Source organism: Methanobrevibacter sp. (assembly GCF_045116495.1).
GTDB lineage: Archaea > Methanobacteriota > Methanobacteria > Methanobacteriales > Methanobacteriaceae > Methanocatella.
The window spans coordinates 1-14,026 of the sequence record NZ_JBGULU010000198.1; the positions used below are offsets into that span (position 1 = coordinate 1).

Genomic DNA, 14,026 nt, shown 5'->3' on the forward strand with positions numbered 1-14,026 from the left:
AAAAAAGACGCTTAATCGTCTTTTTGTAATCCACAAGCTTTTCTTAATCTTTCACCAACAATTTCGATGTCTTTTTTACCTTCAGCAGCTCTCATTTCTTTTAAGTTAGCTCCATCGGTGACATTTTCATCATGCCATTCTTTTTTGAAGGTACCATCTTGGATTTCAGTCAATACCTGTTTCATACCGTCTTTTGCTTCTTGGGTAATGATTCTATTACCTCTGGTTAATCCACCATATTCTGCTGTGTTACTTACATCTGTCCACATTCCTGCAAATCCTTTTTCGTATATTAAGTCTACGATGAGTTTTACTTCGTGGCAGGTTTCAAAGTAAGCGATTTCAGGTTGGTAACCTGCTTCAACCAAAGTAGTGAATCCTGCATTGATTAATTCAGTGATACCACCACATAAAACTGTCTGTTCACCGAACAAGTCAGTTTCAGTTTCTTCTTTGAAGGTAGTTTCCAAAACACCAGCTTTGGTAAGGCCACAAGCTTTTGCCATACCTAATGCTAACTGCAATGCGTCACCGGTTGCATCTTGTTCAACAGCAACAAGACCAGGAATACCAAATCCTTCTTCGTAAGTTCTTCTTACCATGGATCCAGGTCCTTTTGGTGCAAACATTACAATGTTTACATCTTCATCAGGTTTAATTAAACCGAAGTGGATGTTGTAACCGTGAGAGAATGAAATAGTGTTTCCAGCTTCGACATATGGTGCAATCTGTTCGTTGTAGACTTTTTCTTGGGTCTCGTCAGGAAGTAAAATGTGAATGATATCAGCTTCTTTAGCTGCATCTTCAATAGTTTTTACAGTCATTCCATCTTCTTTAACTAAGTTCCAAGAACTACCGTTTTCTCTTACACCAACAATAACATTAGCTCCACTGTCAGCCATGTTTCTAGATTGTGCTCTTCCTTGGGAACCATAACCGATTACTGCAATGGTTTTTCCTTCAAGAGCATCTGTATTTACATCTGCATCGTAATACATCTTCATTTAAAATCATCTCTTTTATAATTTAATAAAAATTAAGATATCTAATAAAATATCAATTAATAGTTATGAATTTCTACATTTATAAAAGTAACTTAAAAGGCTAATGTTTAAAATGTATACAGTTAATATATTTAGTACAGGTGATACTATCAAGAACAAAATTTTAAGATTAGCTGTACTGACATTTATCTTATTCATGATAGTAGGTATCGTATCCGCTGGTGAAGACAGTGCAATATCTATTGAAAATGTCAACCCCTCATCTGATGATTCCCCCACACTGGCAGATGATGGAAGCTTTGATGAGATTGAGGACATGATAGACAATGCAGCTGAAAACGATACCATTAAACTGGAAGGAAAGAGATATGACCTTTCCGGAAATAGGGAAATTACTTTAAACAAATCTTTGAATTTTGAAGGAACTGACGGAACTGTAATTAACGGGAAAAACACATCACTGTACTTCGACTGTGTCGAAAATGAAGAAGAACCGGAATTAAGTCACGGCATATGTAGGACTGGCTATGAAATTAAAAACACGGGAAAACACATCACGTTAAAAAACATGACATTCACAAACATCAACATAATCGAATGGCATAAAATGGACTTTATCGATTGTAATTTCATCAATTCAACAGTGACAAACTATGAACTGGACAACGCCTACAAAAATTCCGTTTTTATAAACTCAGCAATCCAAACCAAAATTCCGCAGGGATGGCTTCCAGACGACTACACAGCTGACTGCAGCAAAATCGAAGACTGTGAATTCAAAAACTCAAGTATCACATCATCAAATCTGTTTTTAAGCACATACATTGCAATCGCAGGCGGTTCCAGATTCGAACTGATCAATACAGTGAACATATCAGGATGCAATTTTTCAAAATCCGATCTTGAACTATCCTACTATACCGTCAATATCGATGACTGCAATTTCACATACGGTTCCTGGAAAGGAGGCTCATCAGATATAACTTTAAATTCCACATCACTTTTCGGCTTAAACATCGACTATCTCTTCCCAATTATAAATGCCCGAAACTCATATTTCATCAACGATACAATGAGCTTTAGGGGAGGATATTTCTCATCAGGAAACAAAATAGCTATTGCAAACTGTGAACTTGATGATTGTGAACTTAAAATCGATGAGGGAATGAATTCCAGAAAATCTGTCCTTAACATTACAGATTCAAGTTTTAACAGCTGTTTTATCGATTCAATATTTGCAGACATTACAATAACTGATGCAAATCTTGACAAAACAAAAATGCGTTTGCTGCACACAGGAAACATTGTGAAAAACACAAATCTTACCCATGATGAAAAAGCATCTGAAATATTTAAAAACTACAACAGCAGTTTTGATTTTGAAAAATGTTACCTGATTAACGGCAGTGCCAGAACAGAACTTGATGTGAAGGATATTGATGCAAATAATATTGACGAGCTGTTGATAGATGAAAAAGAGCTATATTCAGTTGGAGACAAATTGATAGTTACCATAATAGATTCCAAGGGAAATCCACTTGAAGACGAATGCATCAACATAAAAGACCTCTCAACAAATGAAACCTTCAATGACTACAGCGATGAAAACGGAACAGTAAAATATGTACTTCAAAAAAGAGGAAACGTAAAACTTCTTATATTCACTCCGGAGCCGTTTGGAGCCCATGTCTACAGCAAAATCATTGAGCTGAACGTGAAATCAATTCCGATAAGCATCACTGCACCTGCCATAACAACCACATATGGAAACAGAGGCAATTTAAAAATCAAACTAAACAGCAATGAAACCAATTCCACGCTAAATGGTTTTAAATTAACCGTTAAAGTGTTTACAGGGAAAAAATATAAAAAATACACTGTAATCACTAAATCAAATGGAACTGCAACATTGAAAACACTTAAAAATCTTGCAGTCGGAAAGCATAAAGTCACAATAACAGCAGAGGATTCATTCAGCAAAAAAACCACAATAACAGTTGACAAAATTAAAACAACTGTAAAAGCACCGAAAGTAACAAACAAGTTCAAAAAATCCAAATATTTCAAAGTGACCGTTAAAGACAGGGCAACTAAAAAAGCTGTTTCAAACGTTAAAATTAAAATTAAAGTTTATACCAGTAAAAAACATTTAACAAAAACTGTTAAAACCAATTCAAAAGGAATAGCTAAGTTCAACACCAAATCATTGAAAGTGGGCAGTCACAATGTTGTGATTTCATCTGCAAACGGCAACTACAAAATATCCGCCAAAAGCAAAATAACAATCAGATAACATTAACTTCTGCATTAATGTATGTGAAATTTCAAACCTCACTTACATTAACACTAACCTTTTGAAAATCAAAACCTAAAACAAGAGCGGGATATGCATGTCCTGCTTTTAAAAAATCTTAAAAAAGTTAAATGTCAATCGTTAATGTAAAAAAATAAGAAAATAGATGGATTTAGTAACCATCTACTAAAACTTTCAACTCACCTGTTACGATATCGATTATGAGACCGTGTACTGGTACATCAGGAATCAATGGGTGGTTTTTGATTTTTTCGACAACATTTTTAACGTTTTCTTCTTCGTCTTCAAATCCGCCAATCCATTCAGCCAAATCGTATTTGGCAATGTCTTCTTCTGCAATGCCACGAGCAAGCATTTTTTCTTTTAAAGCTTCAGCATCTGCACCAGCCATACCACATTCAGTGTGACCAACAACCAATACTTCTTCACAGCCTAAATTGTAAAGAGCTGCACCGATTGATCTAATTGCGTCTTCACCAACAATAGAGTTACCAGCGTTTCTAACTATTTTTGCATCTCCTCTTTCAAGACCTAAAGCAGGTTCGAAAAAGTCAATTAATCTGCAGTCCATACAGGTTAAAATAGCTAATTTCTTTTGTGCATGGTGAGACATTTCTTCGCCTTCAAAATTTTCAACAAATTTCTTATTATCTTCTAAAACATTTTCTAATATAGTCATCCTATACCCCCCTTGCCATAGCAGTAAGGCCGGTACGTGAAATCTTTTTGATTCCGTAACCTTTCAATAAAGATATGAATGCATCAATTTTCTCCATATCTCCAGTAAGTTCAATTATTAATGTTTCTTCTGTAACATCAACAATGTTCGCCCTGAAAATATTGGTATACTGCATTATTTCTGCTCTTGCCTTTTCATTAGGAACATGGACCTTAATAAGGCACAATTCCCTTTTGACAGCATTTTTAGTAATATCTTTAATCTTGACAACATCAACTAATTTATTAAGTTGCTTTGTAACCTGTTCCAAACCTTTCCTGTCTGCATGAACAGTAATTACCATACGGGACAGTCCTTCAACTTCAGATACTCCAACAGTAATCCCATCAATGTTAAAACCTCTCCTGTTGAACATTCCTGCCACTTTCTGTAAAACCCCCGGTTTATTTTCCACCAATGTTGAAATGACATGATACTTTTTATCCATTTAAATCACATCCTTTTCCAGTTTATATTCACCAATCATTTCATTTATTCCTGCTCCGGGAGGAAGCATAGGCAGTGCCTCTTCAGAGTCTATTACAACATTTAATAAGATTGGCTCGTTATCCTTTATTGCTGAAGACAGTGCTTCTTTGGTTTCACCAGGCTTTGTAATTCTTACTCCATTAACACCAAAACTTTCAGCCAGTTTAACAAAGTCAGGACTGTTTCCAAGCAGGGTTTGGGAGTGTCTTTCATTATATAATAAACTTTGCCATTGATATACCATTCCCAAAGTTCTGTTTTCCAAAACAACTGCAATTACAGGTATATCATATTCACGAACGGTAGCCAATTCCTGACAGACCATCAGAAATCCGCCGTCTCCGTTTATTGATACAACAGGATCATCAGGACATGCAACCTTTGCACCGATAGCTGAAGGGAATCCGAATCCCATGGTTCCAAGACCTCCTGATGAAATAAATTTGCGCGGCTTTTGTGTGTCAAAGAAATGTGCCGCCCACATCTGGTTTTGACCGACATCAGTTGTCAGTATGGATTCCGGAGTCAAAACTTCTGAAATTTCCTTAATGACAGTCTGCGGCTTTAACGGTACATCATCATATGTTACTCTTGGAAGTAATTCAACTTTTCTTTGCTTAATCATGTCTGTCCAAGCATTTACATCATCTGATGCATTATAATCTTTTAAAAGTGTATTGAGTGAACCTAAAATATTTTTGGCATCTCCTACAATCGGTAAATCAACATCCACATTCTTGCCTATTTCTGCAGGATCAATGTCAATGTGAATAACTTTAGTGTCAGGAACAAAACTGTCAAGCCTACCGGTTGTCCTGTCTGAAAATCTTATACCGATAGCTATCAATAAATCGGATTCGTTGATTGAATCATTTGAGACTTTTCTTCCATGCATACCTAACATTCCCAATGCCAAATCATCAGTCTCATCAAAAGCCCCTTTACCTAAAAGTGAAGTCATTACAGGAGCATTTATTGTGTATGCAAGCTCTTTTAATTCTTTACATGCACCGGAAATGATTACACCAGCGCCCACCAAAATCAACGGTTTTTTAGCTTGCCTGATTAAATCGCGAGCTTTTTTAATTTGCCTAATATTTCCTTTTGTGGTTGGATTATAGCCTGGTGTATCAATTAAAGAATCATCAAACTTGGACAATTCACCTTCTTGAACTTCTTTTGGAACATCAATAAGTACTGGTCCAGGTCTTCCACTTGCAGAAATTTCAAAAGCGGACTTAATCATTGAAGGAATTAAATCCGGATTTTTCGGTTGATATGAATGCTTTACAATAGGCATTGTAATTCCAATAATGTCTGCTTCCTGAAAAGCATCATTACCAATCAAATGAGTAGGAACCTGTCCAGTTATAGCCAAAATTGGAGAAGAATCCATGTATGCAGTTGCAATACCGGTGACTAGGTTTGTTGCACCAGGACCTGAAGTTGCCAAACACACACCAACTTTGCCTGAAGCCCTTGCATATCCGTCTGCTGCATGAGCTGCGCATTGTTCGTGCCTAACTAATATATGATCCAAATCTGCATCATATAACATGTCATAGAATGGTATGGTTTGTCCACCAGGATAACCAAATATTGTTTTTACCCCCATATTTTTGAGGGATTCAATTATCGCTTCTCCGCCTCTCATCTTAATAACCTTTTTATATATTATACATTTACTTTTGAATACAAAAATATATATAATTATTGAAATAATATTAATGTACTAAAATTGTGATGATAATATGGAACTAACGAAATATATTTGTCATAGAATGCCTGAACGGAGTTTTTTCATAAAAGGTCATCAGTTTCCTGTTTGCGCCAGATGCACAGGGTTTTACACCGGTTTATTGGTGTTTTTAATCTGGAACTGCTTCTTTGAACTTCATCATGACATCAATACTCTGTTAATTTCCATGATATTGATGATACCTGTAGCTATTGATGGTTTTACACAGTATTTCGGTCCAAGAGAAAGTACAAATACCATACGATTCATCACAGGCTTTATAGGTGGAATAGGTTTAATAATATTTCTAAAAATAATAATAAGAGGGGTTTTTAATGTTTTGTTATAACTGCGGTGAAGAAAATCCGGATGAAGCTAAATACTGTAGAAATTGTGGCGCATTACTTAGAAAAGAAGAGACCGTTAAAAAAGTGGAGGTTTTAGAAGCTCGCAACCATCAGCAAAATACCAGTCATCAACATACTACAACCTCTTCAAGTTCAAAAAATAATGGCAATAGTGACTGGATAAGTTGCTGCTTATGTATAATCGTAATTTTTATCGTGTTTGCAATCATCGGATCTTTATAGAAAAATCTATTTTAAATAGTAGTATAAAAGGGCCTTTTGTGCATGCATCCTGTTTTCCGCTTCATCATAAACCACGGATTGAGGACCATCAATAACATCGGCTGTAACTTCCTGACCCCTGACTGCAGGCAGACAGTGCAAGAAAATAGCTCCATCATTAGCTAAACTCATTAAATCTTTGTTTACCTGAAACGGTGCAAAATCCATTTCCCTTTGAGCCTTTTCAGCTTCATCACCCATGCTGACCCAAACGTCGGTAAATACCGCATCAACATTTTCCAATGCAACACCAATATCATCAGTAATGGTTATTTCAGTGTTGAATTCTTCAGCATATTCCTGAGCTGTTTTTAAAATACTTTCACAAGGTTCATATCCTTTAGGACATGCAAGGGACATATCCATACCAAGCAATGGAGCAATAAGCAATAGGGAATTAGATACATTATTTCCATCACCTACAAAACAGATTTTCCTGCCTTCCCAATCACCCAAATGTTCTTTGATTGTCAACATATCGGCAAGAGCCTGACAGGGGTGTTCCAAATCTGTAAGGCCATTAATAACGGGCACATCGGAATATTTAGCTAACTCTTCAACGTCTGAATGTTTTATGGCTCTTATCATTATTCCATCAACGAAACGACTCAAGACCTTTGCAGTATCTGAAATTGGCTCTCCTCTTCCCATCTGCAAATCATTAGAGGACAAAAAGATTGCCCTTCCACCCAGCTGATACATTCCAACATCAAAAGAAACCCTTGTCCTTGTTGATGACTTCTGGAAAATCATAGCTAATGTTTTGCCTTCAAGAGGCTTGTCTTCAACTTCTCCAGCCTTTATTTTGATAGCCAAATCCAAAATGTATTTCACATCATCTTTAATGTCACTGATAGACAATAAACTACCCATTACTAAATCCCCTTTATAAACATTATAAAAAAAGATATTTGTAAAAGATATATATTAAAGGTTTCTATGAATTTTGTTGTGATAGCATGTATCCAAAATAGCGATGCAAGAGATAATAATGTAAAATTAAAAAAAAAGAAAAGAAATTTAGTTTAAAATTTCTTTCATGTGTTCAACACGTTTGTTGACGAGTTCTGTTGTACCAACATCTCTTCTGTGGTAAACATTACCTTTAACAAATTCACATGCCTTTTCAGCTATTTTTTCAGCTTCTTCAATGGTTTCGCCACTGGCTACAATACCTAATGCCCTTGAACCGGACAGATGAATTCCATCGTCTTCCTGACTTACTGCAGCATAAAATACTTTAGCACCTAAATCTTCGATGGCTTCTTCGTCTACTTCAATAAGTTCTCCAGCGTATTCGGTTTCAGGATATCCGTCAGGCACAATGTATTTGCATACGCTTGCCTTGTCTTCAAATTCCACTTCATCCAAGGTTCCGTCAACAATAGCTTGGCACACATCAACCAACGGGGTTTTTAGAAGTGGCAATACATTCATAGCTTCAGGATCTCCAAATCTTGCATTGTATTCAATGAGTTTTGGACCATCGGCAGTCAGCATGAACTGACCATACAGGATTCCTTTGTACGGTTCAGTTTCTTCAGCAATAGCTTTAAGAGTTTCTTTCATGATTTCCACTGCCTTGTCATAATCTTCCTGAGATAAAAATGGCAATAATCCTCCAACATCAGAGTATGAACCCATTCCACCAGTAATTGCACCGACATCCCCTTCAAAAGCGTGAGGATGATCCTGTGCTGCAGGCATTGGAGCTAGGTGTTCACCATCACAAAAAGCCTGGATGGTAAATTCTTCACCAATCAATCTTTCTTCAATGATTACTTGAGCAAATCCACCCATTACATTGTCAATAACTTCACATGAGTATTCTTTTGCCTCTTCATTGTCCTTCAAGTGGTCACCTACAATTTTAACTCCCTTACCCCCGGTTAAACCGACAGGCTTTACAACAACATCACGGTCAAATTCATCTAAAAATTTGGAAACGTCTTCAGAGTTATCAAATACTTTGTAAACGAGTGAACCTTCGATTTTGTAATCTTCAAAGAGTTTTCTCATGAATGATTTATCAGTTTCAATTCTTGCCGCACTTTGTGTTGGTCCGACACATTTGATTCCATTTTTTTGAAGCTCATCCACAATTCCTTTTCCAAGTGGAGCTTCAGGACCAATAAATGCGATTTCAATATCATTTTCAACAGCATATTGTGCTACTTTTTCAACTTCCCCTTCATCTCCTTGCTTAAATTCTGCAATTTTAGACATTCCAGGGTTAATTTTGCTCATATAACAATATAATTCCACATCATCTTTTAGAGCATCGGCAATAGCATGTTCACGGGCACCAGTTCCAACAACTAAAACTTTCATAATAAATTCTCCTATTGATTTAAGATATGTATTTAAAAATATTTATAATTATTTTTTGTATGATGACTGTATCCTTATAGTATATATACAATCGTAAACAATATGTTAATACAAGGTGATTTTTAATGGATAGAAAAATAATAATTGCTCTTATAATTATTGTTTTAATTGCTCTTGTTGGGCTTGTTTCATTTTCAACAGGCATTAAAACCGATACACAAATCAATTTTTTATCAGGGAGCAATTTAAAAAATGGAAATCAGATAGAGTTTGAACTTGTTGATGCACAGGAAAGGACTCTTTCAAATCAGGAAATAAAAATTACATTCACTGGTGTTAATGAAACACAAAATTTCACAATAACTACAGATGACCAGGGAAGAGGAAGTTTAATCTTAAAAGATGAGAATTCCGGAAATTATACTGTGTCCGTAAGTTATGGTGGTGACGATAAGCACAACGGATGTTCCGCCAATCAAAGGATAATAATTAATGATGGAACTTCAGAAAATTCGACTGATAATTATGCCTATGAGGATAGTAGCGCAGAATATAGTAGTGATGATTCATATTCTTCCACATATTCCGATTCAGGCAGTAGCGAATCAAGTGAAGGTTCCGATATAATTCAAAGCGGTCAAAATAAGGGTATTTCCGAAGACTACATTAAAAATAACAAACCAAATGTCGTGGATGGCAGTCTTGAATAGCCATCTTTTTTATTCTTTTTTTAAAATTGTTTAGCTATTTTTTTGAATTTAAAATTAAGATGAATCTAACTGGAAAATTACTTCCAATTAAATCCAAACAAAAAAGATTAAAGTCCTTTAACTGTTTCAAGAGATAACCCAGTACGTTTAGCTATTTCTTCATCACTGAGAATATCTTTGAAATTTTTAGCAATGTTTCGACTAACATCCCTAGTAACCTGCTCAGTAACCTGCTGAGTAACGTTTTCAGTAGTTTCTCTAATTAAGTTTTCCTCATATCTAACTAAAAAATCATTGTTCGACATAATAATCTCCCAAAATCTATTGAATAAATTTTCATTACCGTTTGCAACAATTTGAGCTACAACATATTGACATTTTTTAATTTCCGATTGTTCGTCTGCAGAAAACAATTCTCGATTATCTGCAATTCTAAAGACTTCAAATGCTACTTCAACTTGATTAACATTGCCCATGAATGGTATGAATACCAAATAATAATGGTCAAGTAATGTCAATTTCTTTTTATTTTCTATTTTATCCTTGATATTATTTAAGATTTCCAATCCATCATATTCAGAGTAGAAAAAAATCTTTGGCTTAAAAATGAAGAATTTCGAGATGAATGCAATTAGTTTTGATTTGTTTCTATTTCCAGTGGATATTATACTTGTTTCAACAAATTTACGACTGATTACTCTCAGATTAACTGCATATTGAGCACATCTAAGGAGAAACTTTTCTGTTAAATCTCCTGTTTGAAACTCAATATTGATCAAAACTCCATCATCCAATTCCAGTACACCATCCATGAATCGGTGCCTAAATGTTGGAATTATTAACTCCGTTGGATAGAATCTAACTACTTTTCTTTTATCGCCCATCATCGCCAACATTGCTTGTGCAAAGGCTATGAGCGATAATTTTTGCAACGTGTCCTTACCAAATGGAACATACATATTCTCACCATATTTTATTAAATATGATATGTCGACATATACAAGAATATTTTAGATTAAAATCCTATATAAATTGAGTAGTTATAAATTAAAGCAATTTAATAGCTTTAAATCAATATTAAATAGCTATAACAATATTTCTGAATACTCCAATAACTTTAAATACAAACACTTGCATATACAAGAGTATAATTGCATATGCAAGAGTGAGGTAAATTATGGGAAAGAATGAAAATATTGAAATGATTACAGGAGATCCTAAAAAAGCAATCAATAAACTTTCGCTACCAATCATAGGAAGCATGTTCCTGATTTTAGTAAACAACATTATTGACAGCATTTGGGTAGCCGGACTAGGTGCAGAACCGCTGGCGGCACTGGGATACGTTACACCACTGTTTATGATTCTGGTAGGTTTCGGAAACGGACTCGGGGCCGGTGGAAACTCACTGATATCAAGATACATTGGAGCAGAAGACAAGGCTTCGGCAAACAACGCAGCAATCCACAACCTCATTTTAAGCTTTATAGTTTCAGTAATCATATCAGTCATATTCATCGCATTTATGAAACCCATGCTCATGATGATGGGAGCCGGAAGCGTAATAGGCTATGCAATGGATTACGGATTCATCATATTCGCACTGACATTTGCAATATTAATGCCACCAATTGTAGGAGCGGCATTCAGAGCGGAAGGAGACGTAAAAAGAGCAACCATTCCAATAGCTCTGGCTGCAATAATCAACATGATTTTGGACCCTATATTCATTTACCCTATGGGAATGGGAATCAAGGGAGCCGCATTGGCAACAGCTCTCGGTCCGTTCATAAGCCTGCTTCTAATGCTTTACTGGATATATGTTAAAAAGGACACCTACCTTTCATACGATTTTAAAGACTTCCATAATGATTTTAAAATGTACAAGGACATTTTGGTTGTAGGTATTCCTGCAAGTCTGGAGCAGCTGGTGCTGTCTGTCCTGACAATCTTTGTAAACTACATGCTTACAATAGTATCCGGACCTGTGGCTGTGGCCGTTTATACTGCAGGCTGGAGAATAATCAACATCGGAATGGTTCCTGCAATAGGTGTCGGAACTGCTGCCATATCAGTTGCAGGAGTGGCATACGGTGCAAAGAAATACGAAAATCTGAGGGTCACTGCAAGATATGCCGTCAAGGTGGCGTTGATAGCTTCAATAATTGTATGCATAATCCTGAATGTATTTTCAAACCAGATTGCATTTATCTTCTCATACTCCAAAAGCAGTGCTGATTTGGCTCCTATGATAACCAGTTTTCTGCAGATAATGTGCCTATTTATCCTATACGTTCCGTTCGGAGCCAGTGCAGGTAACGTATTTCAGGGAGTCGGAAAGGGAACCATATCATTTGTACTTACAACATTCAGGGAATTCATACTGGTGCTGATTTTCGCATACCTTCTAGGATTTACATTCCATATGGGAGAGTTCGGAATATACTGCGGAATGCTTCTCGGAGGAGGAATAGGTTCCCTGATATGTTATGCATGCATCGAGCTCTACATCAACAAGTTAATCAAAGGTGAGAAAAATGGCATTTGATAACGACATGCCAACATCCCCTTTTGTTTCCCTGCTTTACAGAAAACAGACATCATACCTCAACGACAAGCTGAAGGATGTCAATCTCAGTTCAGGCCTGTATCCTCTGCTGATTAAAGCTTATAAAAACAAAGCAATAAGCCAGGAGGAACTAGCAAGAGAGTTGCACGTCAATGAAAGCACAGTGACAAGAAATCTAGATAAACTTGAAAAGAAAGGACTGATTGTCAAAACCCGTGACAAAAGAAAAAAGATTGTAAATGTGACTCCTGAAGGTGCAAAAATAGCTCAAAAAATAATGGATTATGATGAAAGCTGGGATGAAACAATCAAAGAAATCCTGAGTGAAAAAGAATTTGAAGATTTTCAAAAATTACTAATAAAAATATGTGAGGAACTAATATGAACCAAACAATAGAAGACTTGAAAACCAGAAGAAGTATCAGAAAATTCAAAGACGAACAGATTTCAGATGAGGATTTAAAAACAATTCTCGAAACAGGAACATATGCCCCAACAGGCCGTGGAGCACAGTCCCCTAAAATTGTCGTAATTCAAAATCCAGAAACCATCAAGGAATTTTCAGCATGGAACAGAAGCTTTTTCCCGGTTGACGTTCCGGAGGATATGGATCCATTTTACGGTGCAAAAACACTTTTAATCGTGCTTGCCGACAGCAAATTTCCAACATATGTTGAAGACGGATCAAGCGTGCTGGCGGTTTTGGTTAATGCAGCTCATGCAGTTGGTGTGGGAAGCTGCTGGATTCACAGAGCCCGTGACGAGTTTGCCTCTGAGAAAGGTAAAGCATTACTGAAAGAATGGGGAATTCCTGAAACTTACGAAGGAATCGGCCATGTAGTACTTGGCTATCCTGATATGGAAGCACCTGAACCTTTGCCAAGAAAAGAAGATTACATCCACTTTGTGGATTAATTTTTTCATCTAGTTCAACTAATCGTAGATGTTAATGTCAAAAAAAGAAATTAAAGATGAGTTAAAACTACTCATCTACATTTTGCGAGGTGCTGAAACACCTAAAATATCTAAAGCATTTTTGATTGTTGTTTTGGCTCTGTCAACCAGAATAAGTCTGGTGTCCTCAACATCAGAACCTATGACCTGCTGTGATTTGTAGAACTTGTTGAAGGAACCTGCCAAATCCTGACAGTACTGTGTGATATTGTGAACTCTCTTTTTGTTTGCACAGTCTTCAACGACCTGCGGGAACTTGGCGATTTGCCTTACAAGGTCCTGTTCAAAATCATTAGGAACCCAGTCATCGGCAACTTCCAAAGAAGCGATATCCTTGCCTGATCTTGCAAGCAACTTGCATGCCCTTGCGTGTGCATATTGAATTGAAGCACAGCCTCTTTCAAAGCTTAAAGCCTCATCCCATTTGAATGTAAGATGCTTTTCAGGGGACAATTTTGCGATGAAGAACCTGATAGCTCCAACACCAATCTCTTCTGCCATCGGTGCGATTTCCTCTTCGGTCAAATCAGGGTTTCTTGATTTGATTTCATCGTGTGCCCTTAAAACAGC

At 36.4% G+C, this 14,026-nt stretch carries 15 protein-coding genes; 7 read left to right on the top strand and 8 right to left on the bottom strand.

Features of this window, described 5'->3' with window-relative positions:
- Positions 1–11 precede the first annotated feature (11 nt).
- Positions 12–1,004 carry a ketol-acid reductoisomerase gene (ilvC, locus tag ACJMLH_RS10385; RefSeq protein ID WP_295610441.1) on the bottom strand — a complete coding sequence of 331 codons (993 nt, stop codon included), beginning with the start codon at positions 1,002–1,004 and terminating at the stop codon, positions 12–14.
- Between the two features lie 112 nt (positions 1,005–1,116).
- Between ilvC and ACJMLH_RS10390 the strand changes: the two genes are divergently transcribed.
- Positions 1,117–3,297, top strand: a complete 2,181-nt coding sequence (locus ACJMLH_RS10390) for a hypothetical protein (RefSeq protein WP_405277412.1) — start codon at positions 1,117–1,119, stop codon at positions 3,295–3,297.
- A 172-nt stretch (positions 3,298–3,469) separates the two neighbouring features.
- On the opposite strand, the gene ACJMLH_RS10395 is transcribed toward ACJMLH_RS10390, so the two are convergent.
- The 3 genes from ACJMLH_RS10395 to ACJMLH_RS10405 are packed head-to-tail and all read right to left on the bottom strand — an operon-like array spanning position 3,470 to position 6,179.
- The gene (locus ACJMLH_RS10395) at positions 3,470–3,997 is read right to left on the bottom strand and encodes a carbonic anhydrase (RefSeq protein ID WP_067045224.1); all 528 of its coding nucleotides are present in this window, start codon (positions 3,995–3,997) and stop codon (positions 3,470–3,472) included.
- Between the two features lies 1 nt (position 3,998).
- Positions 3,999–4,484: an acetolactate synthase small subunit gene (ilvN, locus tag ACJMLH_RS10400; RefSeq protein ID WP_405277414.1), complete on the bottom strand. Its 486-nt coding sequence runs from the start codon at positions 4,482–4,484 to the stop codon at positions 3,999–4,001.
- Complete coding sequence (locus tag ACJMLH_RS10405) at positions 4,485–6,179, bottom strand: acetolactate synthase large subunit (RefSeq protein WP_405277416.1); 1,695 nt, start codon at positions 6,177–6,179, stop codon at positions 4,485–4,487.
- Positions 6,180–6,306: 127 nt separating this feature from the next.
- Here ACJMLH_RS10405 and ACJMLH_RS10410 point away from each other — a divergent pair, with 127 nt between their 5' ends.
- Both ACJMLH_RS10410 and ACJMLH_RS10415 read left to right on the top strand, forming a co-directional pair.
- Positions 6,307–6,612, top strand: coding sequence for a DUF2085 domain-containing protein (locus tag ACJMLH_RS10410; protein WP_405277418.1), 306 nt, complete (start codon positions 6,307–6,309; stop codon positions 6,610–6,612).
- On the top strand, positions 6,599–6,853 hold the full coding sequence (locus ACJMLH_RS10415) for a zinc-ribbon domain-containing protein (protein WP_405277420.1): 255 nt from the start codon (positions 6,599–6,601) through the stop codon (positions 6,851–6,853). The genes ACJMLH_RS10410 and ACJMLH_RS10415 overlap by 14 nt, the downstream gene beginning before the upstream one ends.
- 6 nt (positions 6,854–6,859) lie before the next feature.
- On the opposite strand, the gene argF is transcribed toward ACJMLH_RS10415, so the two are convergent.
- Positions 6,860–7,765, bottom strand: coding sequence for an ornithine carbamoyltransferase (gene argF / locus ACJMLH_RS10420; protein ID WP_405277422.1), 906 nt, complete (start codon positions 7,763–7,765; stop codon positions 6,860–6,862).
- Between the two features lie 147 nt (positions 7,766–7,912).
- Positions 7,913–9,223, bottom strand: a complete 1,311-nt coding sequence (gene purD / locus ACJMLH_RS10425) for a phosphoribosylamine--glycine ligase (protein WP_405277424.1) — start codon at positions 9,221–9,223, stop codon at positions 7,913–7,915.
- A gap of 125 nt (positions 9,224–9,348) precedes the next feature.
- Here purD and ACJMLH_RS10430 point away from each other — a divergent pair, with 125 nt between their 5' ends.
- Positions 9,349–9,933, top strand: coding sequence for a hypothetical protein (locus ACJMLH_RS10430; RefSeq protein WP_405277426.1), 585 nt, complete (start codon positions 9,349–9,351; stop codon positions 9,931–9,933).
- Positions 9,934–10,040: 107 nt separating this feature from the next.
- Here the strand turns inward: ACJMLH_RS10430 and ACJMLH_RS10435 are convergent, their stop codons facing one another.
- Positions 10,041–10,892, bottom strand: a complete 852-nt coding sequence (locus ACJMLH_RS10435) for a hypothetical protein (protein WP_405277428.1) — start codon at positions 10,890–10,892, stop codon at positions 10,041–10,043.
- A 218-nt stretch (positions 10,893–11,110) separates the two neighbouring features.
- Here ACJMLH_RS10435 and ACJMLH_RS10440 point away from each other — a divergent pair, with 218 nt between their 5' ends.
- Genes ACJMLH_RS10440 through ACJMLH_RS10450 form a run of 3 tightly spaced genes read left to right on the top strand, consistent with a single transcriptional unit; the run spans position 11,111 to position 13,417 of the window.
- Positions 11,111–12,481 (top strand): MATE family efflux transporter, encoded by a 1,371-nt coding sequence (locus tag ACJMLH_RS10440; RefSeq protein ID WP_405277430.1) that lies wholly within the window; start codon positions 11,111–11,113, stop codon positions 12,479–12,481.
- The gene (locus ACJMLH_RS10445; RefSeq protein ID WP_405277432.1) at positions 12,471–12,887 is read left to right on the top strand and encodes a MarR family winged helix-turn-helix transcriptional regulator; all 417 of its coding nucleotides are present in this window, start codon (positions 12,471–12,473) and stop codon (positions 12,885–12,887) included. The genes ACJMLH_RS10440 and ACJMLH_RS10445 overlap by 11 nt, the downstream gene beginning before the upstream one ends.
- Positions 12,884–13,417, top strand: a complete 534-nt coding sequence (locus tag ACJMLH_RS10450) for a nitroreductase family protein (protein ID WP_405277434.1) — start codon at positions 12,884–12,886, stop codon at positions 13,415–13,417. Before ACJMLH_RS10445 ends, ACJMLH_RS10450 begins: the two co-directional genes overlap by 4 nt.
- Before the next feature lie 75 nt (positions 13,418–13,492).
- Here ACJMLH_RS10450 and ACJMLH_RS10455 read toward each other — a convergent pair.
- The coding region (locus ACJMLH_RS10455) for a DALR anticodon-binding domain-containing protein (protein WP_405277436.1) at positions 13,493–14,026 on the bottom strand (534 nt) is incomplete at its 5' end.